Raw genomic sequence first — 20,968 nt, 5'->3', positions numbered from 1 at the left:
CGACTTAATCCAGACCGAGGATCCCGCGCAGCTGGGCCAGATCTTCCGCAAGGGTGGTGATCGGGCCTTTCAGCGCGTTACGATCGGCATCCGTCAGCTTGTCGTAGGTCTCAAAACCCTCTTTGGTGCGGTATTTACCGAGAATGGCGTCAACTTTCTTGAAGTTGGCATCCACTTTTGCCAGCAGCGTGCTGTTCTCTTTTTGTAGTTGAGGACGCAGCAGGTCGACGATTTTCTGCGCGCCGTCAATGTTGGCCTGGAAGTCCCACAGGTCGGTATGGCTGTAGCGATCTTCTTCACCGCTGATTTTGCTGGCCGCCACTTCTTCAATCAAACCGGCTGCGCCGCCAACCACTTTTGACGGCGGGAACGCCAGCTCGCTGATGCGTTTTTGCAGCTCAATAACGTCAGCGTGTAGTTGATCGGCGTATTTATCCATGCCTTTGACGCTGTTATCGCCAAACAGCGCTTTTTCCAGCCGGTGGAAACCGGTGAATTTTGGATCTTCGGCTTTTTTCTCGTAGTCATCCTCGCGGGCGTCAATGCTGCCATCAAGGTCAGAGAACAGCTCAGCGATCGGCTCGATACGTTCATAGTGCTGACGCGTTGGCGCATACAGCGCTTTTGCTTTCTCGATATCGCCTGCTTTCACCGCATCGGTAAAGGCTTTGGTGCTGCTCACCAGTTGCGCAGTCTCGGCGCTAACCCAGGCTTTGTAGGCGGTAATCGCTTCGCCGAGGCTAAGCAGCGCATCGGCTTTCGCGGCACCCTGGATCGCCTCTCCGGTCACCGTCAGTTTGCCTTTCGGGTTAGTCAGCAGGCCGCAGGTCATATCATATTCACCCGGCTGCAGGTTTGCCGTCAGCTTTTGCGTAAAGCCGGGGGCGATATTCTCGCGCTCTTCAACCACCATCACGCCTTTCAGGATCTCCCATTCCAGCGCTTTCTGGCTGTGGTTCTGAATGATGAACTGAGTTTTACCCGCTTTGACGGTGACGTTCATTGGCTCGCACTGTTTGTCAGTAACGGTAACTTTTACCTGCGGAATATCGGCCGCCTGGGCGTAAATTGCAGAGCTGAATAGCGCGGCAACGCTAAGCTGCAGCGCAGTGCGACGAAAATGATTCATCATGATGACCATCCCTTTCGATAAGTATGTTGTAACTATTTGAATTCGCGATGCCCGACTACGCGGCTCGGGATGCGGTGGTGTTATTGCCCGACGGCAGCGCGAACAGCACCAGCGCCGGAACCAAATAGATAAAGTAGACCGCCACTTCGCTGATAGTCGGCGTTTCCTGATAGCCGAAAATCCCCTCCAGCAGCGTCCCGAAGAGCGTATGCGTCGAAATCACGTTGCTGAGATCGAAGGCGACGTCCTGAAAATGGTTCCACAATCCGGCTTCATGGAAAGCGCGAATAGCCCCGGCCGCCAGACCTGCGGCAACCAGCAAAATAAACAGGCTGGTCCATTTGAAAAAGACGCCGAGATTCATGCGGATACCGCCCCAGTAGATCAGGAATCCTAAAACGATTGCCGTTCCCAGCCCAAGCATCGCTCCGATGGGCGGCCAGATACCCACATCCTGCTGGAACGCCGCCAGCAGGAAGAATACGGACTCCAGACCTTCGCGAGCGACGGCGAAAAACACCATCATCACCAGCGCCCAGCCGTGGTGGTTGCCGCGCTGAAGCGCATTATCAACCGCCTGTTCAAGCTGCTGTTTGACGTTGCGCGACACTTTGCGCATCCAGAAGACCATCCAGGTCAGAATACACACCGCCACCACCGCCACGATGCCTTCGAATAATTCCTGCTCGCGTTGCGGGAATTCGCCGGTCGTTTCGTTGATAAAGATCCCCAGTCCCAGGCACAGCGCCGCCGCCAGGAAAACGCCAATCCACATAACGCTAATCCAGTTCCCGCGCTGGGTGCGTTTCAGATAGCTGGCAATCAGGCTGACAATCAGCGCGGCCTCGAGGCCTTCACGTAACATGATGAGAAATGGGACAAACATACCAAAACCCTTAAATGTGAACCGCAGTCAATTGATGCAAAGTTAGGTAAATATTTCTGATAGTGATTATCATTACAATAATCAGAAACACAAGTGAAATGTGTAGGGAATGATGACGATTTGTAAATTAATCGCTAACAAATAATGAGCTACGGAATTATTTCTCTGCCTTAAGCCATCCCTGCAGGATAAGGGGATTTTTTGCGCCGGATATTTACCCGGCCGAAGAGCTGTGGCTAAATGGCGGCCTTATTTACTGCGAAATGAACAACATGACTCAATTCCTGCACTTCCTGCTGGCGCTGGCGGTTATCCTCGCGCTCGCCTGGCTTGCCAGTTACGACCGTAAAAAAATCCGCATTCGCTATATTATCCAGTTAATTATTATTGAAGTTGCGCTGGCTTTCTTTTTTCTCCACGCCGAAAGCGGCCTGTGGCTAGTGAAAAATATTGCATCCTTTTTTGAATCACTGCTCGGCTTCGCTGCCGAAGGCACCAACTTTGTATTTGGCGGCATGAGTGAAAAAGGGCTGGCGTTTATTTTCCTTGGCGTGCTGTGCCCTATTGTCTTTATCTCCGCGCTCATCGGTATTCTTCAGCACTGGCGTATTCTGCCGATTTTTATTCGCCTGATTGGTACCCTGTTATCGAAAGTTAACGGTATGGGTAAGCTGGAATCTTTCAACGCGGTCAGTTCGCTGATCCTCGGGCAATCAGAGAACTTTATTGCCTATAAGGGCGTGCTCGGCGACCTCTCTTCGCGCCGCCTGTTCACCATGTCGGCCACTGCAATGTCGACGGTTTCGCTGTCCATTGTCGGCGCTTATATGAGTATGCTCGACGCGAAATATGTCGTTGCCGCGCTGATCCTGAATATGTTCAGCACTTTTATTGTGCTGTCGATCATTAATCCGACGCGACCAGGCAGCGAGGAAGAGATCAAGCTTGAGAAGCTTCATGAATCGCAGAGCTTCTTTGAAATGCTCGGTGAATATATTCTGGCCGGATTCAAAGTCGCCATGATTATTCTGGCGATGCTGATTGGCTTTATCGCCTTAATTAGCGCCATTAACGCGCTCTTCGCCACCCTGTTTGGCCTGAGCTTCCAGCAGATACTCGGCTATGTCTTCTATCCGCTGGCGTGGCTGATTGGTATCCCGCTAAGCGATGCGCTGAGCGCCGGCAGTATTATGGCGACTAAGCTGGTGGCCAATGAATTTGTCGCCATGATTGAGCTACAAAAAATCGCTGCCAGCATGACGCCGCGCGGGCTGGGTATCTTATCAGTGTTCCTGGTCTCCTTCGCCAACTTCGCTTCTATCGGCATCATCGCCGGGGCGATTAAGGGTCTGAACGAGCAGCAGGGGAATATCGTTTCCCGCTTTGGCCTGCGGCTGGTGTATAGCGCAACGCTGGTCAGCCTGCTCTCTGCCAGCTTTGCTGGTCTGGTACTGTAACCGCAGTTATTGCCTGTGATCCCGGGGGCGGCGCAGAGCGCCTTGCCCGGGCAGGCAGCTCGTACGAGCTGAGGTTGCGTAGCCCGGGTAAGGCGTTATCCGCAACCCGGGCCTTTCATCAGATGCCAATTAAAAGTGCACGCAGACCGGCTGGTCAACGCGCATGACCGACTCCTGTGCAAAGCGCGATTTATAGGTATTGCGCAGCGCCTCAATCCCCTCTTCGCTCTTCGCATCTTTGCCATGGATCAGCATCAGCGCCTTGCTCTGCTCGCGCGCCACGGTTCCGTCATTGCCGAGCCACTGACCGCGCGCGTCAAAGACCGTCAGGCCATCGCGAAAGCGCGGCGTCACGTCGCGATCAACGAACTGCTGCCACTCCTGGGCAGTAATGTCCTTCCCGGCCGGACGGCTTAAGCCAAAATAGAGCGTGGTTTGCACCATGGCGTTATCCGCCGGGCAGGCATCAGCATCCGCCGCCGGGGCCATCTTCGCGGCGGGCGCTACGCAGCCGCTTAAAATCCCTGCCAGTACTAACGCCATCGCACCCTGTTTGACACTCATCTTGCTACCCTCATTGATATTTATGCTCAGATATCAGCGTATTTTCAATCGATTAGCAAGAGGCACAAACAATAAAGCCCGCATGATGCGGGCTTGATGATGCGACAGAGCATTACTCGGCAGTCGCGCGCACCGGCGGCGCGGAGTGGTAATGGGCGTCCGCTTCGGCAAAGCGTTTTTGCATCTCTGCGGAAGGCGCTTTACCCAGCAGGCTGAAGACCACAATTCCGATGCTACCGAAAATAAAGCCCGGGATAATTTCATACAGGCCCAGCCAGGCGAACTGTTTCCAGACAATCACCGTGACAGCGCCGATGATCATCCCGGCCAGCGCGCCGTTACGCGTCATTCGCGACCACATCACCGAGAACAGCACCACCGGACCAAACGCAGCGCCGAAGCCGGCCCAGGCGTAGCTCACCAGCCCCAGCACACGGTTCTCCGGGTTCGCTGCAAGGGCAATGGAGACCAGCGCCACGGCCAGCACCATAAAGCGGCCAACCCATACCAGCTCCTGCTGACCGGCATTTTTACGCAAAAACGCTTTATACAGATCTTCGGTGATGGCGCTTGAGCAAACCAGCAGCTGGCAGCTCAGGGTCGACATGACCGCCGCCAGGATCGCCGACAGCAGAATCCCGGCAATCCACGGGTTGAACAGAATCTGCGCCAGTTCGATAAAGACGCGTTCAGCGTTCTGATTAACTGCGCCCGCCACGCCCGGGTTGTTGTTGAAGTAAGCGATGCCGAAGAAGCCAACGGCTACGGCCCCCGCCAGGCAGAGGATCATCCAGGTCATGCTGATACGACGGGCGTGTACGATGCTATGGTGCGAGTCCGCCGCCATAAAGCGCGCCAGGATATGCGGCTGGCCAAAATAGCCCAGCCCCCAGCCCATCAGCGAAATAATCGCCACGAAGTTCAGCCCTTTCAGCATATCAACGTTCTCAATGCTCTTTTGCTTGATAACTTCCAGCGATTCGCCAAAGCCGCCGACCGAAATAATCACCATGACCGGCGTCAGGATCAGGGCAAATATCATCAGGCTGGCCTGGACGGTATCGGTCCAGCTCACCGCAAGGAAACCGCCGACGAAGGTATAAATAATGGTTGCCGCCGCGCCGGCCCACAGCGCGGTTTCATAGCTCATGCCAAAGGTGCTTTCAAACAGACGCGCGCCGGCCACAATACCGGATGCGCAATAGATGGTGAAAAATAACAGAATCACCAGCGCCGAGATAATTCGCAGCACCCGGCTTTTATCTTCAAAACGGCCGGTGAAATAATCCGGCAGCGTCAGCGCGTTATTATTCACCTCGGTGTGTACCCGCAAACGCCCCGCCACCAGCTTCCAGTTAATCCATGCGCCTAGCGTCAGGCCAATGGCAATCCAGCTTTCGGAAATCCCGGAGATAAATATTGCGCCGGGCAGCCCCATCAGCAGCCAACCGCTCATATCTGAAGCGCCGGCGGAGAGCGCGGTGACGAATGGGCCAAGGCTGCGGCCGCCGAGAATATAATCATCAAAGTTCTTCGTCGAACGCCAGGCAATAAAACCGATGAGTACCATGCCAAAAATATAAACAATAAAAGTCACCAACATGGGTGTGCTAATAGCCATGTAAAAATCTCCAGAATTTTTTGTCGACAGCGTCCAGATTTGTCGTTTTATCCACTACCGGAACGGGGCAATGGCCTTTTGGTTGTATTGGGCGACCGTATCCTGACGGAAGCTTTGTTTTTTCACAAATGATTTAACACAGCATTTACACTAAATGCATCGGGGACCAAACTTCATTTTGTAATAGGTTGCACTCTCTCACGTTTTTATCGGTTGCACCACGTAAAAGTGTTAAGTCACGCAGATAAAACCCCAAATATAAAGGGAATGAATAGCTGCTATTAACGCCATACAATTTAACAATTACGGCAATTTCAGGCCTGCAGCACAATTCTCAATTAACAAGGTTGCACAAAGTTGCAACATGGTAGATATTTCTACGCAACCTCATCACTGCACAGAAGCGAACTTCGCCAAATCAATCACTCGGCGTCCGGGCGGCAAATTTATCAGCATCCGGCGACATCGTTAACCTTGTGGCCGGAGCGTGGTAATGCAGCCAATAAAGAGGCGGGTTGAAGGATAAAGCGAATGACCAATAACAGGAGTTCCTGACATGGGCACCACCACCATGGGTGTAAAACTTGACGACGCGACGCGCGAACGTATTAAATCCGCGGCGAGCCGTATTGACCGTACGCCGCACTGGCTGATTAAGCAGGCCATTTTCAATTATCTGGAAAAGCTGGAAAACGACGAGACGCTGCCTGAGCTACCGGCGTTACTTTCCGGCGCGGCTAACGAAAGCGATGAAACGGGCAGTCCGGGCGATGAGCCCTGGCAGCCGTTCCTCGAATTCGCTGAGCAGATCCTGCCGCAGTCCGTCTCCCGCGCGTCAATTACCGCCGCCTGGCGTTGGGCCGAAACCGACGCCGTGCCGATGCTGCTGGAGCAGGCTCGCCTGCCGCAGAATCTCGGCGAGCAGGCCCACAAGCTGGCATATCAGCTGGCGGAGAAGCTGCGCAACCAGAAAACCGCCAGCGGCCGCGCAGGAATGGTGCAGAGCCTGCTGCAGGAGTTCTCGCTCTCGTCGCAGGAAGGCGTGGCCCTGATGTGCCTGGCGGAGGCGCTGCTGCGCATTCCCGACAAAGCCACCCGCGATGCCCTGATCCGCGACAAAATCAGCAACGGCAACTGGCAATCGCATATCGGCCGCAGCCCCTCGCTGTTCGTCAATGCCGCCACCTGGGGGCTACTGTTTACCGGCAAGCTGGTCTCGACCCATAACGAAACCAGCCTGTCGCGTTCGCTGAACCGTATTATCGGCAAGAGCGGCGAACCGCTGATTCGTAAAGGCGTCGATATGGCGATGCGCCTGATGGGCGAGCAGTTCGTCACCGGCGAAACCATCGCCGAAGCGTTGGCCAATGCCCGCAAGCTGGAAGACAAAGGCTTCCGCTACTCCTACGATATGCTGGGCGAAGCGGCGCTGACCGCTGACGATGCCCAGGCCTATATGGTTTCCTATCAGCAGGCTATTCATGCCATAGGCAAAGCCTCGAACGGCCGGGGGATTTATGAAGGGCCGGGCATTTCGATTAAACTCTCCGCGCTGCATCCGCGCTATAGCCGCGCCCAGTACGATCGCGCGATGGATGAGCTTTACCCGCGCCTGAAATCGCTAACCCTGCTGGCTCGCCAGTACGATATCGGTATCAACATTGACGCCGAAGAGGCCGATCGCCTGGAGATCTCGCTCGATCTGCTGGAAAAACTCTGCTTTGAGCCGGAGCTGGCGGGCTGGAACGGGATTGGCTTTGTGATCCAGGCCTATCAGAAACGCTGCCCGTTCGTCATTGACTACCTGATCGACCTGGCTACCCGCAGCCGTCGCCGCCTGATGATTCGTCTGGTAAAAGGCGCCTACTGGGATAGCGAAATCAAACGCGCGCAGATGGACGGGCTCGAAGGCTATCCGGTCTATACCCGCAAGGTTTATACCGATGTCTCCTATCTGGCCTGCGCGAAAAAGCTGCTGGCGGTGCCGAACCTGATCTATCCGCAGTTCGCAACGCATAACGCGCATACCCTGGCGGCGATTTATCAGCTCGCCGGACAAAACTACTACCCCGGTCAGTATGAGTTCCAGTGCCTGCACGGCATGGGCGAACCGCTGTATGAGCAGGTGACCGGCAAAGTCGCCGATGGCAAACTCAACCGTCCCTGCCGTATTTATGCGCCGGTGGGCACCCACGAAACGCTGCTGGCCTACCTTGTGCGTCGCCTGCTGGAAAACGGCGCTAACACCTCGTTCGTGAACCGCATCGCCGACAGCACCCTGCCGCTGGATGAGCTGGTTGCTGACCCGGTCGCCGCCGTGGAAAAACTGGCCCAGCAGGAAGGTCAGGTTGGCCTGCCGCATCCGAAAATCCCGCTGCCGCGCGATCTCTACGGCAAGGGGCGCAGTAACTCAGCCGGTCTGGATCTGGCCAACGAGCATCGCCTGGCCTCCCTCTCTTCCTCGCTCTTAAACAGCGCGCTGCATAAATGGCAGGCGCTGCCGATGCTGGAACAGCCGGTTGCCGAAGGCGAAATGCAGCCAGTCATCAACCCGGCGGAGCCAAAAGATATCGTCGGCCACGTGCGCGAAGCCAGCGAGGCTGAAGTTCAGCTGGCGCTGACCAGCGCGGTCAACAACGCGCCGATCTGGTTCGCCACCCCGCCGCAGGAGCGCGCGGCGATCCTCGAACGCGCTGCGGTACTGATGGAAGGTCAGATGCCAACGCTGATGGGTATCCTGGTGCGCGAGGCGGGAAAAACCTTCAGCAATGCCATTGCCGAAGTGCGTGAAGCGGTGGATTTCCTGCACTATTACGCAGGCCAGGTGCGCGCGGATTTTGATAACGAAACCCATCGTCCGCTCGGCCCGGTAGTGTGTATCAGCCCGTGGAACTTCCCGCTGGCAATCTTTACCGGCCAAATTGCCGCCGCGCTGGCGGCCGGCAACACCGTTCTGGCGAAACCCGCGGAACAGACGCCGCTGATCGCCGCTCAGGGCGTCGCTATCCTGCTGGAAGCGGGCGTACCGCCGGGGGTTATTCAACTGCTGCCGGGCCGCGGAGAAACCGTCGGTGCGGCGCTGACTTCCGACGAGCGCGTTCGCGGCGTGATGTTCACCGGCTCAACCGAAGTCGCCACGCTACTGCAGCGCAATATCGCCAGCCGCCTGGATGCTCAGGGTCGCCCGACGCCGCTCATCGCCGAAACCGGCGGCATGAACGCGATGATCGTTGACTCTTCCGCCCTGACCGAACAGGTGGTGATCGACGTTCTCGCCTCGGCGTTCGACAGCGCGGGACAGCGCTGCTCTGCGCTGCGCGTGCTCTGCCTGCAGGATGATATCGCCGACCATACGCTGACGATGCTGCGCGGCGCGATGGCCGAGTGCCGGATGGGCAATCCGGGCCGCCTGACCACCGATATCGGGCCGGTTATTGACGCCGAAGCCAAAGAGAACATTGAGCGCCATATTCAGACGCTGCGCGCCAAAGGGCGCAAAGTCTTCCAGGCGGTGCGCGAAACCAGTGAAGATTCGCGCGAGTGGACCAGCGGTACTTTCGTTCCACCGACGCTGATCGAACTCGACAGCTTCGACGAGCTGAAAAAAGAGGTCTTCGGCCCGGTACTCCACGTGGTGCGCTATAACCGCAACGAGCTGGACGGGCTGGTTGAGCAGATCAACGCCTCGGGTTATGGCCTGACCCTGGGCGTGCATACCCGTATCGACGAAACCATCGCCCAGGTCACCGGCAACGCCAACGTCGGCAACCTGTACGTCAACCGTAATATGGTTGGCGCCGTGGTCGGCGTGCAGCCGTTCGGCGGCGAGGGCCTGTCGGGTACGGGTCCAAAAGCCGGCGGCCCGCTGTATCTGTACCGACTGCTCTCCAGCCGGCCGCAGAACGCCGTCGGGATCACCCTCGCCCGCCAGGATGCGGAGTACCCGCTGGACGCGCAGTTGAAAACGCTGTTGGAGAAACCGCTGCTCGCGTTACAGCAGTGGGCTAAAGACCGCCCGGAACTGCAGGCCCTGTGCCAACAGTTCAGCGAACAGGCGCAGGCCGGTACCCAGCGTCTGCTTCCGGGCCCAACCGGTGAGCGCAACACCCTGACCTTTATGCCGCGCGACCGCGTGCTGTGCGTCGCCGATAACGAACAGGACGCGCTCACCCAGCTGGCGGGCGTGATCGCCGTCGGGTGCGAAGTGCTGTGGCCTGACGCGCCTCTGCAGCGCGAGCTGGCGAAAAAACTGCCGCGCGAAGTCAGCGAACGGATCCACTTTGCCAAAGCGGAAACCCTGGCGAGCGAGCCTTTCGATGCGGTTATCTACCACGGCGATTCCGATCAGCTGCGTGAGCTGTGTGAACAGGTAGCGGCGCGCGATGGCGCGATTGTTTCGGTGCAGGGCTTCGCCCGCGGCGAGAGCAATCTGCTGCTGGAGCGGCTCTATATTGAACGTTCGCTCAGCGTCAATACCGCCGCAGCCGGCGGCAACGCCAGCCTGATGACGATTGGCTAAGCCTTTTCCCGGAGGCGATACTGCGTTTCTGTCCGGCCTACCGGATCGCAGACGGCTGTAGACCGGTCGCCCGGGCAAGGCGCTCCGCGCCGCCCCCGGGAAAGCAGACGGCACAACGTCAGCTAATGACACCAGACGCAGGCTGTGGTTAATTAAGGCTCCCGGACGGGAGCTTTTTTTATGGGAGTTGACCAATGAAACGCACTTTACTCGCTTTTGCCGCGCTGCTGGCAAGCACCCATGCGCTGGCGGACGAATGTAGCAACGCCAGCAATCAAACGGAAATGAACCAGTGCACCGCCGAGCAGTACCAGGCTGACGACAAAAAATTAAATGAAACGTATCAGGAAGCGCTGAAGCGCGCCTCTGAAAAACAGCAGGAACTGCTGAAAAAAGCGCAGCTGACGTGGATTGCCCTGCGCGACGCCGACTGTCAATTCCTCGCCTCCGGCGCAGAAGGCGGCAGCGTACAGCCAATGCTGATCAACCAGTGCATGTCCGATAAAACCGTCGAGCGCGAGTCGTATCTCGCTTCGCTGCTGCAGTGCGAGGATGGCGATCAGAGCTGCCCGCTGCCGCCCGCCAATTAACGCACCCGAATCCCTTCGATAATCATCCGCTGGACGTTATCGACGGTTTGCTGAAAAAACGCCTCATCGCGCAGCGTCGCGCCGGTTACCGCCTCAACCTGAGTGGCGAAATCGGCGTAATGCTGCGTAGTCGCCCAGATCATAAAGATCAGATGCTGCGGGTCGACGGGCGCCAGCCTGCCGCTCTCAACCCAGCCGGAAATAATCGCCGACTTCTCATCTACCAACGCTTTCAGATCGCCGGTCAGCTCGCCCATCAGCAGCGGCGCACCTTGCAGCATCTCCAGACAAAACAGCTTTGACGCCTGCGGGTGATCGCGGGAAACCTCCAGCTTAAGGCGAATATATTCGCCGATGGCCACCAGCGGACTGATGTCTTCACGAAACGCCTTGAGCGGCGCCAGCCAGATAGCCAGGATCTGCTGCAGCACCGCGATATACAGCGCTTCTTTCGAGGGGTAGTAATAGAGCAAATTGGTTTTCGACACCCCGGCCAGCTCGGCAACCTGCTCAAGCCGCGTGCCGTGAATGCCATACTGCGAGAACGCGTCCAGCGCGGCGGCCAGAATAGCCTCTTTTTTTGCGCTCACCGCCTGTGAACGTTTGCCGATCTTTTTCACGCCGCCCTGTGCCATGCATTATCTCCTTCATTTCCCGCCATCAGCATAGCAAAAGCCCAGCGCCGGCACGACTCTGTGCACCCCGATTGCGCACGACTGCGGCTTTTTCGTGCACCGATTTTGACCATTCAGTCCACTTTTATTGCTGCCATTTTCAGCAACCATAACGCAACACATTAATAACATTAGCCTTTGTAAAACTGGCATCGCCTTTGCTTTATCTTTCAGGCGAGGTGATTGAGGGAGATGCAGGATGCAGCGCCGCGCCTTCTTGTTCAACGACATGCAGAGAGGTAGGTATGAAAATTGGTGTCTTCGTTCCGATTGGTAATAACGGCTGGCTGATTTCCACCCATGCTCCCCAGTACATGCCGACGTTTGAGCTCAATAAGGCTATCGTGCAAAAAGCCGAACACTACGGCTTCGATTTCGCGCTATCGATGATTAAACTGCGCGGCTTCGGCGGCAAAACCGAATTCTGGGATCATAATCTGGAGTCCTTCACCCTGATGGCCGGACTGGCCGCCGTGACTTCACGCATCCAGATCTACGCCACCGCCGCCACCCTGACCTTGCCCCCGGCGATCGTCGCCCGCATGGCCTCAACCATTGACTCTATCTCCGGCGGCCGCTTTGGCGTCAATCTGGTCACCGGCTGGCAAAAGCCGGAGTACGAGCAGATGGGCATCTGGCCGGGCGATGACTATTTTGCCAGCCGCTATGACTACCTCACCGAATATGTCCAGGTCCTGCGCGACCTGTGGGGAACCGGGCGCAGCGACTTCAAAGGCGACTACTTCACCATGAATGACTGCCGGGTCAGCCCGCAGCCGTCGCAGCCGATGAAGGTCATCTGCGCCGGGCAAAGCGATGCCGGTATGGCGTTCTCCGCCCAACACGCTGACTATAACTTCTGCTTCGGTAAAGGCGTGAACACCCCTGCCGCCTTTGCCCCCACCGCAGCCCGGATGATGCAGGCGGCGGAAAAAACCGGCCGCGACGTCGGCTCCTACGTCCTGTTTATGGTGATTGCCGACGAAACCGACGAGGCAGCCCGGGCCAAATGGGAGCATTACAAAGCCGGCGCGGATGACGAGGCGCTGGCGTGGCTGACGGAACAGAGCCAGAAAGACACCCGTTCCGGCAGCGACACCAACGTGCGCCAGATGGCCGATCCCACCTCGGCGGTCAATATCAACATGGGCACTCTTGTGGGCTCCTACGCCAATGTCGCCCGTATGCTCGACGAGGTGGCGGCGGTTCCCGGCACCGACGGCGTGCTGCTGACGTTTGATGATTTCCTTATCGGTATCGAAGCCTTTGGACAGCGCATTCAGCCGCTGATGCGCTGCCGCGACCATATTGCCACCATGACTCAAGAGGTTGCCTGATGATTACCCTGCCCGCTCGCCCGGAATCCCTGACCTTCGCGCCGCTACAAAGCGCGCTGATCGTCGTCGATATGCAGAACGCCTACGCCAGCCAGGGCGGCTATCTCGACCTCGCCGGCTTTGATGTTTCCACCACCCGACCGGTTATCGACAATATCAACCTCGCCGTGGCCGCCGCGCGCGCCGCCGGGATGCTGGTTATCTGGTTTCAGAACGGCTGGGATGACCAGTACGTGGAGGCCGGCGGCCCCGGTTCGCCCAATTTTCATAAATCCAACGCGCTGAAAACCATGCGCCAGAACCCGGAGCTGCAGGGCAAGCTGCTGGCGAAAGGCGGCTGGGACTATCAGCTGGTCGATCAGCTTAAGCCGCAGCCCGGCGATATCGTGCTGCCGAAACCGCGCTACAGCGGCTTCTTTAATACCGCGCTCGACAGCATCCTGCGCAGCCGCGGCATCCGCCATCTGGTGTTTACCGGCATCGCCACCAACGTCTGCGTGGAATCAACCCTGCGCGACGGCTTTTTCCTCGAATATTTCGGCATCGTGCTGGAGGACGCTACGCACCAGGCCGGTCCGGCGTTTGCCCAGCAGGCGGCGCTGTTTAATATCGAAACCTTCTTTGGCTGGGTCAGCGATGTCGCCAGCTTCTGTAATGCCCTTGAGCCCGCCGCGCCGCACGCATTTAACGAGGAGAAACGTTATGCCTAAACAGGTGATTATTCCGCCAGGCACCACCGCGCCTATCGCACCGTTTGTTCCCGGCACGCTGGCCGACGGCGTGGTTTACGTCTCCGGCACCCTGCCGTTCGATAAGCAAAATAACGTGGTTTACATCGGCGACCCAAAGGCGCAAACCCGCCACGTGCTGGAAACCATCAGGAGCGTTATCGAGACGGCGGGGGGCAGTATGGCGGATGTGACCTTCAACAGCATCTTTATCACCGACTGGAAAAACTACGCCGCGATTAACGAAGTCTACGCGGAGTTCTTCCCCGGCGACAAACCGGCGCGTTTCTGCATTCAGTGCGGGCTGGTGAAGCCCGAAGCGCTGGTGGAGATCGCCACCGTCGCCCATATCGGGAAACCGGCATGATGAAGCTGAATATCTCCCCGGCGCCTTATCCCGGCGCGCCGGTGGTGGTTCTGAGCGCCGGGCTCGGCGGCGCGGGCGGCTACTGGCTGCCGCAGCGTTCGGCGCTGGAAGCGCACTACCAGCTGGTGAGCTATGACCACAACGGCACCGGCGAAAACGGCGGCCCGTTGCCCGCCAGCTATAGCATGGCGCAGATGGCGCAGGAACTCTACGCGGCGCTGCTGGAGGCGGGTATTGGGCGCTTTGCGCTGATTGGCCACGCCCTGGGGGCGCTGATTGGCATGCAACTCGCGCTGGACCATCCCGAAGCGATAAGCGCCCTGGTACTGGTGAACGGCTGGCTGACGCTCTCCCCGCATACCCGCCGCTGCTTCCTGGTGCGCGAGCGCCTGCTGCACGCGGGTGGCGCGCAGGCGTGGGTAGAAGCGCAGCCGCTGTTCCTCTATCCGGCGGAGTGGATGGCTTCTCGCCTGCCGCGTCTGGAGGCCGAAGACGCGCTCGCCATCAGCCATTTCCAGGGCAAAGAGAATCTGCTGAAAAGGCTGAATGCTCTCAAGCAGGCCGACTTTTCGCGCCGGGCGGCAGCCATCGTCTGCCCGACGCTGGTTATCAGCGCCGCTGACGATCTGCTGGTCCCGGCCTCCTGCTCCCGCCTGCTGCAGGCGGCAATCCCCGACAGCCAACTGGTGGAAATGGCCTGGGGCGGCCACGCCTGCAACGTCACCGATAGCGCCACCTTTAACCCTATTTTATGCGACGGGCTGGCCGCGATGCTGCCCGTACCCCAGGAGAACCTATGAGCGAAGCCATTAGTCCGGCCGCCTGCGCCGCGCTGTTCACCGAGGCCCGAACCCACAACGGCTGGCTGGATAAGCCGGTCAGCGACGCGCAACTGCGCGAACTCTACGACTTGCTGAAAATGGGGCCGACCTCCGCCAACTGCTCCCCGGCGCGCTTCGTTTTCGTCCGCACCCCGGAAGGTAAAGAGAAGCTGCGCCCGGCCCTGTCGAGCGGCAACATCGCGAAGACCCTGCAGGCGCCGGTCACCGCTATTGTCGCCTGGGACCGCGCGTTCTATGACCGGCTGCCGGAGCTGTTCCCCCACGGCGACGCCCGCAACTGGTTTACCTCCAGTTCGCAAATGGCGGAGGAGACCGCCTTTCGCAACAGCTCATTGCAGGCGGCATACCTGATTTTCGCCTGCCGCGCGCTGGGCCTGGATACCGGTCCGATGTCGGGTTTTGACCGCGAAAAAGTCGATGCGGCGTTTTTTGCCGACGGCGCCTGGAAAAGCAACCTGCTGATTAATATCGGCTACGGCGATCCCGGTAAACTGTACGCGCGCCTGCCGCGTCTGTCCTTTGATGATGCCTGCCAGCTGGTATAAGGAGCCCGCATGTCTCTTGCCGATAAACAAAGCTTTCGCGACGCCATGGCCCACGTCGGGGCGGCGGTGAACATTATCACCACCGATGGTCCCGCAGGCCGCGCAGGATTTACCGCCAGCGCGGTTTGCAGCGTCACCGACGCGCCGCCCACGCTGCTGGTCTGCCTGAATCGTTCAGCCTCGGTATGGCCGATCTTCAGCCAGCATCAGGCGCTGTGCGTTAATACCCTGGCGGCCGGTCAGGAAGGACTCTCGAACCTTTTCGGCGGTAAAACGCCGATGGCGGAGCGCTTCGCCGCCGCCGACTGGCAAATCGGCGCGACCGGCTGCCCGCGTCTGGAGGCAGCGCTGGTCAGCTTCGACTGCCGCATCAGCCAGATCGTCAGCGTCGGGACGCACGACATTCTGTTTTGCGAAGTGGCGGCGATTGTTCGCCATCCGGAACCGCGTGGACTGATGTGGTTCGATCGCGGCTACCACACGCTGATGCGTCCAGCCTGTTAACCCTAAACCCAGGATCTCATCATGGCTCTCTTCGATTTTCCTCGCTGGCAGTTAACCTCCCCCTCCGCCGCGTCCGGCGTCGTGGCCCCCGATGAACGGCTGTCGGTCGGGCAAACCGTGGTGATGGGCGTTCAGCACGCGGTGGCGATGTTTGGCGCAACCGTCCTGATGCCAATCCTGATGGGGTTAGATCCTAACCTGTCGATCCTGATGTCCGGCGTCGGCACCCTGCTGTTCTTTTTGGTCACCGGCGGGCGTGTGCCGAGCTACCTTGGTTCCAGCGCCGCCTTTGTCGGCGTGGTCATCGCCGTCACCGGCTTCAACGGCCAGGGGCTTAACCCGCACCTTAGCGTCGCGTTGGGCGGAATTATCCTCTGCGGATTGGTGTATACCCTGATTGGTCTGGTAGTGATGAAACTCGGTACCCGCTGGATTGAGCGGCTGATGCCGCCAGTGGTCACCGGCGCGGTGGTGATGGCGATTGGTCTTAATCTGGCCCCCATTGCGGTTCGCAGCGTATCAGCGACGCCGTTCGACGGCTGGATGGCGGTGCTGACCGTGCTCTGCATCGGCCTGGTGGCAGTGTTTACCCGCGGGATGCTGCAGCGGCTGCTGATCCTCGTCGGGCTGATTATCGCCTGCGCCCTCTACGCGCTGCTGGCCAACGGCCTCGGGCTGGGCAAGCCGCTGGATTTTAGCCTGCTTGCGCAGGCGGCGTGGTTCGGTTTGCCGCAGCTGACCGCCCCGACCTTTAACGGCCAGGCAATGATACTGATCGCTCCCGTGGCGGTAATTCTGGTGGCGGAAAATCTCGGCCACCTGAAGGCGGTTGCCGGGATGACCGGGCGCAATATGGACCCGTATATGGGCCGCGCGTTCGTCGGCGACGGGCTGGCAACGATGCTCTCCGGCTCGGTTGGCGGCAGCGGCGTGACTACCTATGCGGAGAATATCGGCGTGATGGCGGTCACCAAAGTGTACTCGACGCTGGTGTTCGTCGCGGCGGCGCTGATTGCGATGCTGCTTGGGTTTTCACCGAAATTCGGCGCGCTGATCCATACCATTCCGGGGCCGGTGATCGGCGGCGCATCGATCGTGGTGTTTGGCCTGATTGCCGTCGCGGGCGCGCGAATTTGGGTACAGAATCGGGTGGATCTGAGCCAGAATGCGAATCTGATTATGGTGGCAGTGACGCTGGTGCTGGGGGCGGGCGATTTTGCGCTTTCGCTCGGTGGCTTTACCCTCGGCGGGATCGGCACGGCCACCTTCGGCGCGATTCTGCTCCACGCTCTGCTTAACCGCCGTCCGCGTGAGGCCGGGCAAACCAACGTCACCCCGGTATGAAAGCGTGCAACGCCAGCAGACCCGTACCGGGAAATCCCCGGTCGCGCTACGCTTACCGGGGCGACAAAACAGCGCCAACCCGTAGCCCGGCTAAGGCATTAGCCGCAGGCCGGGGGCTACTTCCGCTTAGCGGCATCTGCATGCATCGGGATAAAAAAAACCGCCGACTACACGTCGGCGGCGAGGGCGATGGGGTTTGCTCTGGAGATTAACCCCTATCGGCAGACAATCAGGACGGCGCTAGCTATCGCGGCTGCCGTGACTGTTTTTTCCCCCTTTTTTACCAGCTTCGGAAGCGCGCTGAGGATCGTTTTTAAAGTTCCCCCCGCTATGCTGGCCACCTTTACGACCTGCTTCTGATGCTCTTTCACGGTCTTCAGCAAAGTTGCCGGTACCGCCACGATGGTTTGCCATTACTGACCTCCATTTAGGTTAGACATCATGCTGCATTAGGTGAAACAAAAGGCCTTAGCCTCCGCGCTCCCATTTTCCGATCGCGTACTGTTAAGGTTAGCGAATGCAGAAGCGGCTGTAGGGAGATAGTCATATCCTGAAATAGATTTCTGATAACAACCGCCGCTATGGCGCACATTCTGCGCTAAGCAACTCTTATGACAGCCTAAAATAGCGCCGCCAAAGATGTATCTTTTTGCAACAGCCGCTATTTTTTGCATTTTTGTTATAAATCAAACAAATGATTGTTACATTTGCACTCTTCGCCAGAGATCTTATCTTTAAAGGTAGCCAGTCGTCTGGCTGGCGCATAACGCAACCGAGGAGTGATGCAAATGGCTAAGATTCTGGTGCTTTATTATTCAATGTACGGACACATCGAGACCATGGCGCATGCCGTCGCCGAAGGGGCTAACAAAGTCGATGGCGTGGAAGTGGTCGTGAAGCGCGTGCCGGAAACCATGCAGGCAGAGGTTTTTGCCAAAGCAGGCGGGAAAACACAAAACGCCCCCGTTGCCACACCGCAGGAGCTGGCTGAGTACGATGCCATCATCTTTGGTACCCCTACCCGCTTCGGCAACATGTCCGGGCAGATGCGCACCTTCCTCGATCAAACTGGCGGTCTGTGGGCATCCGGCGCGCTGTACGGCAAACTGGCCAGCGTATTCAGCTCAACCGGTACCGGCGGCGGTCAGGAACAGACCATCACCTCCACCTGGACCACCCTTGCCCACCACGGGATGATCATTGTGCCGATTGGCTACGGCGCTCAGGAGCTGTTTGATGTCTCGCAGGTTCGCGGCGGCACGCCTTACGGCGCCACCACCATTGCCGGCGGAGACGGATCGCGTCAGCCAAGTGAAGAAGAATTGGCCATTGCCCGCTATCAGGGTCAACACGTTGCAGGTCTGGCAGTTAAATTACACGGTTAATCTTCAGCAGGAGGAAAAGCATGCCGAATCAAGAAGCAAAGGCCCACCGCGTGGGTGAATGGGCAAGTCTGCGCAATACATCTCCTGAAATTGCCGAGGCAATTTTTGAACTCGCCAATTATGATGAAAAGCTGGCGGAGAAAATTTGGGAAGAAGGCAGCGATGAAGTCCTGCCCCGCGCCTTCGCCAAAACCGACAAAGACTCGCTGTTCTGGGGCGAACAAACCATCGAACGCAAGAACGTGTAGCCCGGACAGGTACGCAGTACCGCCTCCTGGATTTATTGCATGAGCTTCCCGGAGGCGGCGCGTTGCGCCAGTCCAGGCGACAACACCCGGCTAAACATCGGCAGCAAGACCCGGATTGCTCCGGGTTTTTTATGCTCTGCTACTTTGTCGCCTCGGCCATCGCCTTTTTAAAGGTATCCATTGGGCAGAAGCCGTTGTCATCCACAGGACAACCGTTCAGCGCCAGCGTTACCCGCTGCGGCGGCGATTGCAGGGTCAGCGCATCGGCATTACGCAACTGCTCGGTGCTTTGGTACAGATACTCGATCTTCATCAAATCACGATTGCCGCTCTTATCATGCCAGCGCTGGAACACCAGCTTGCCGCCGATGGGCGTGCGTTCGTACTGGTTGTGCAGCTGATAAGGTTTAAAATCCAGCGCCGTCAGCAGCGAGGCGATATTAGAGTCGTGCCCCACCAGCAGCGTCACTTTCGCCGACTTCGCCGCGTCCCCTACCAGAACGTTATCAATATATTTCACCAGCGGTTTGGCCACATTGCGCGCCACTTCCGGCGAAGTAAACAGACTGTCCTGATAGCCGTTTTTCAGCTTCGACAGCACCTGCCACTGCTTATCGCTGTTAATTTCACCCCACGCCACCTGGTCTTTCGGGAAACCTTCATAATATTGCAGTGTAAAGGCGTCAACCAGCGAGTTGCCGACTTTAAGCGGCCCGGAAACGCCCGGCTCCTGCTGATATTTAGCGCTAAAGGTATCTTTCGCGTCGCTCAGCGAGCACTGCTGCTTCTCTTTACAGGACGGGGAGTTACGGTAGTCGGTCATCTCCTCCAGCAGCTTATAGCTTTCGCTCAGCTGCATCCCCTGCCGCTCTTTCTCCATCGCCTGTACGGCCTTTTCGCTGAAGGCGGCGGAATCATCGGTGATCACCGGATTAAACGTCGGGTCCATGGTGCCCATTTTTTCCTGATGATGTACGGTCACGCCGCAGCCGGGGAACGCGCCGGTGATAAAGAACTGCGCGGTGGCGACGGTACGCTGCAGGCTATTGGCATAGGCGTAGACCTCGTTCTCCGGCGGGCATTCGCCGCTGGTCACCACTCCCTGCTGCGCCAGCCATTCGCGCATATAGTGCCCCATGTAGACTTCCAGCACTCCGCCCTTGGTGGTCAGCTGTCCACCGGGGACATCCCACTCTGGCCAGGACTTTGGCGTGGATTGCTCCAGCACGCTGCCGTTGTTCGCCAGCGGCGCGCGCAGGTTATGGCGGCTCATGATCAGCACCTGCTGAAGCTGGTACCCTTCCGGTGCGGCCGGTTCCTGCGCCTGAACGCCAGCGGACAGTAAAACAGCGCCGGCCACAGCGGCGGCGAGTAGACTTTTTCTCATCCCTTCATCCTCAGTCAGTGATTATCATCGCCATGATTGTGACAAATTTATGACATTTTTCCGGGCAATGGCTCGCAAAGTACGGAAAGAAATACGCTTTCCGCGATGACCGAGGGTCGCAAAATCAGGGAACAGGATTACTGCGGCAGCGGTACTGCCGCCAGAGTGCAGATAGCCTCATGCTCGCCGCCGTGATGGTCAACGATGACCACTTTATCTCCGGCTTTTTTTCCTTCGCAGGGTTTTAAAATCCGTTCGACAACGCGTTCATGGATAGATTGATGGCCGGAATCGGCCAGGCTGCTTGCTGACGTCGCCATCAGCAGCAGTCCAGCCAGCCCGACGATATGCTTATTCACCATTGATTACTCTCGCCCCCTATTTAAGCGGGCCAAGGGTAGCAGCCTGCCGGGCCGTGGTCTGTAAATTCGCTTAAACGAGTGTTACTCCGTTCATTTTTTCATCACCGTCGAGCTTTACTCTTCACATTTATTCATGTAAATAATAATTTCATTGCTCGGCTGGCTGTCTATTCTCGTCCGACTCATCGGGTCATCTTTAAGAAATATCCCGATGCTATTATCCCGATATCACGGTATTTTTTCTCCATGTTAAACATAACATTAGGTTAATCTATGTCAGGTATCCTGCTCTTTATCGTCGCGGTGGTTTTGCTGGGAGTCGCGGTCTACAGCCTGGTCTCCTACGTCAAAGATCGGCGCTCCGCGCAACTGCCAACTCATAAGAAAAAGAAATAATTCATCCTTACTATTCTTACCTTTTGCCCCTGCTATTTCTTACCGACCGCCTGATTTCAAACGAGAATGACAAAAAAGAA

General features: G+C 57.7%; 21 protein-coding genes. 13 read left to right on the top strand and 8 right to left on the bottom strand.

Annotation, left to right across the window (positions count from 1 at the left end):
- Nucleotides 1–4: 4 nt before the first annotated feature.
- Nucleotides 5–1,132 carry an iron uptake system protein EfeO gene (efeO, locus tag K2184_RS21210; RefSeq protein WP_163525348.1) on the bottom strand — a complete coding sequence of 376 codons (1,128 nt, stop codon included), beginning with the start codon at nt 1,130–1,132 and terminating at the stop codon, nt 5–7.
- Between the two features lie 55 nt (nt 1,133–1,187).
- Complete coding sequence (efeU, locus tag K2184_RS21205; protein WP_004100994.1) at nt 1,188–2,018, bottom strand: iron uptake transporter permease EfeU; 831 nt, start codon at nt 2,016–2,018, stop codon at nt 1,188–1,190.
- A 272-nt stretch (nt 2,019–2,290) separates the two neighbouring features.
- Here efeU and K2184_RS21200 point away from each other — a divergent pair, with 272 nt between their 5' ends.
- Entirely contained in the window at nt 2,291–3,475 is a 1,185-nt protein-coding gene (locus K2184_RS21200; RefSeq protein ID WP_163525346.1) for a NupC/NupG family nucleoside CNT transporter, read from the top strand.
- 129 nt (nt 3,476–3,604) lie between these two features.
- Here K2184_RS21200 and K2184_RS21195 read toward each other — a convergent pair whose 3' ends face one another.
- Both K2184_RS21195 and putP read right to left on the bottom strand, forming a co-directional pair.
- Nucleotides 3,605–4,039: a DUF3574 domain-containing protein gene (locus tag K2184_RS21195; RefSeq protein WP_016807396.1), complete on the bottom strand. Its 435-nt coding sequence runs from the start codon at nt 4,037–4,039 to the stop codon at nt 3,605–3,607.
- Nucleotides 4,040–4,151: 112 nt separating this feature from the next.
- Nucleotides 4,152–5,660, bottom strand: a complete 1,509-nt coding sequence (gene putP, locus K2184_RS21190; RefSeq protein ID WP_004100988.1) for a sodium/proline symporter PutP — start codon at nt 5,658–5,660, stop codon at nt 4,152–4,154.
- 556 nt (nt 5,661–6,216) lie between these two features.
- On the opposite strand from putP, the gene putA reads away from it, so the two are divergent.
- Together putA and K2184_RS21180 are read left to right on the top strand one after the other, a co-directional pair.
- Nucleotides 6,217–10,179, top strand: coding sequence for a trifunctional transcriptional regulator/proline dehydrogenase/L-glutamate gamma-semialdehyde dehydrogenase (gene putA, locus K2184_RS21185; RefSeq protein WP_163525344.1), 3,963 nt, complete (start codon nt 6,217–6,219; stop codon nt 10,177–10,179).
- A gap of 194 nt (nt 10,180–10,373) precedes the next feature.
- Nucleotides 10,374–10,769 (top strand): lysozyme inhibitor LprI family protein, encoded by a 396-nt coding sequence (locus K2184_RS21180; RefSeq protein ID WP_004100983.1) that lies wholly within the window; start codon nt 10,374–10,376, stop codon nt 10,767–10,769.
- Here K2184_RS21180 and rutR read toward each other — a convergent pair.
- Nucleotides 10,766–11,404 (bottom strand): HTH-type transcriptional regulator RutR, encoded by a 639-nt coding sequence (gene rutR, locus K2184_RS21175; RefSeq protein ID WP_004100981.1) that lies wholly within the window; start codon nt 11,402–11,404, stop codon nt 10,766–10,768. The genes K2184_RS21180 and rutR overlap by 4 nt on opposite strands.
- Before the next feature lie 284 nt (nt 11,405–11,688).
- On the opposite strand from rutR, the gene rutA reads away from it, so the two are divergent.
- The 7 genes from rutA to rutG are packed head-to-tail and all read left to right on the top strand — an operon-like array spanning nt 11,689 to nt 17,110.
- The gene (gene rutA, locus K2184_RS21170) at nt 11,689–12,780 is read left to right on the top strand and encodes a pyrimidine utilization protein A (protein WP_004100980.1); all 1,092 of its coding nucleotides are present in this window, start codon (nt 11,689–11,691) and stop codon (nt 12,778–12,780) included.
- A complete protein-coding gene (gene rutB / locus K2184_RS21165; RefSeq protein ID WP_032728053.1) occupies nt 12,780–13,490 on the top strand; it encodes a pyrimidine utilization protein B in 711 nt (236 codons plus the stop codon). Before rutA ends, rutB begins: the two co-directional genes overlap by 1 nt.
- A complete protein-coding gene (rutC, locus tag K2184_RS21160) occupies nt 13,483–13,875 on the top strand; it encodes a pyrimidine utilization protein C (protein WP_004100974.1) in 393 nt (130 codons plus the stop codon). Before rutB ends, rutC begins: the two co-directional genes overlap by 8 nt.
- Nucleotides 13,872–14,675 (top strand): pyrimidine utilization protein D, encoded by an 804-nt coding sequence (gene rutD / locus K2184_RS21155; protein ID WP_064370916.1) that lies wholly within the window; start codon nt 13,872–13,874, stop codon nt 14,673–14,675. The genes rutC and rutD overlap by 4 nt, the downstream gene beginning before the upstream one ends.
- A complete protein-coding gene (locus tag K2184_RS21150) occupies nt 14,672–15,262 on the top strand; it encodes a malonic semialdehyde reductase (RefSeq protein WP_064370915.1) in 591 nt (196 codons plus the stop codon). Before rutD ends, K2184_RS21150 begins: the two co-directional genes overlap by 4 nt.
- Nucleotides 15,263–15,271: 9 nt before the next feature.
- Nucleotides 15,272–15,766, top strand: a complete 495-nt coding sequence (gene rutF / locus K2184_RS21145) for an NADH-dependent FMN reductase RutF (RefSeq protein WP_064370914.1) — start codon at nt 15,272–15,274, stop codon at nt 15,764–15,766.
- 21 nt (nt 15,767–15,787) lie between these two features.
- Complete coding sequence (rutG, locus tag K2184_RS21140; RefSeq protein WP_004112072.1) at nt 15,788–17,110, top strand: pyrimidine utilization transport protein G; 1,323 nt, start codon at nt 15,788–15,790, stop codon at nt 17,108–17,110.
- A gap of 240 nt (nt 17,111–17,350) precedes the next feature.
- Here the strand turns inward: rutG and K2184_RS21135 are convergent, their stop codons facing one another.
- A complete protein-coding gene (locus K2184_RS21135; protein ID WP_004100969.1) occupies nt 17,351–17,524 on the bottom strand; it encodes a general stress protein in 174 nt (57 codons plus the stop codon).
- 374 nt (nt 17,525–17,898) lie between these two features.
- On the opposite strand from K2184_RS21135, the gene wrbA reads away from it, so the two are divergent.
- Together wrbA and K2184_RS21125 are read left to right on the top strand one after the other, a co-directional pair.
- On the top strand, nt 17,899–18,495 hold the full coding sequence (gene wrbA, locus K2184_RS21130) for an NAD(P)H:quinone oxidoreductase (RefSeq protein ID WP_004100968.1): 597 nt from the start codon (nt 17,899–17,901) through the stop codon (nt 18,493–18,495).
- A 20-nt stretch (nt 18,496–18,515) separates the two neighbouring features.
- Entirely contained in the window at nt 18,516–18,743 is a 228-nt protein-coding gene (locus tag K2184_RS21125) for a YccJ family protein (RefSeq protein ID WP_004100967.1), read from the top strand.
- A 139-nt stretch (nt 18,744–18,882) separates the two neighbouring features.
- On the opposite strand, the gene agp is transcribed toward K2184_RS21125, so the two are convergent.
- Both agp and K2184_RS21115 read right to left on the bottom strand, forming a co-directional pair.
- Complete coding sequence (gene agp, locus K2184_RS21120; RefSeq protein ID WP_196552855.1) at nt 18,883–20,130, bottom strand: bifunctional glucose-1-phosphatase/inositol phosphatase; 1,248 nt, start codon at nt 20,128–20,130, stop codon at nt 18,883–18,885.
- 137 nt (nt 20,131–20,267) lie between these two features.
- Nucleotides 20,268–20,492 (bottom strand): hypothetical protein, encoded by a 225-nt coding sequence (locus tag K2184_RS21115; protein WP_004112069.1) that lies wholly within the window; start codon nt 20,490–20,492, stop codon nt 20,268–20,270.
- A 273-nt stretch (nt 20,493–20,765) separates the two neighbouring features.
- Here K2184_RS21115 and K2184_RS21110 point away from each other — a divergent pair, with 273 nt between their 5' ends.
- On the top strand, nt 20,766–20,888 hold the full coding sequence (locus K2184_RS21110) for a small membrane protein (protein ID WP_004100963.1): 123 nt from the start codon (nt 20,766–20,768) through the stop codon (nt 20,886–20,888).
- Nucleotides 20,889–20,968: the final 80 nt, after the last annotated feature.

The organism is Klebsiella sp. K5-306 (genome assembly GCF_051835185.1).
GTDB lineage: Bacteria > Pseudomonadota > Gammaproteobacteria > Enterobacterales > Enterobacteriaceae > Klebsiella > Klebsiella oxytoca.
This window is presented reverse-complemented; position numbering and strand designations above follow the sequence as displayed.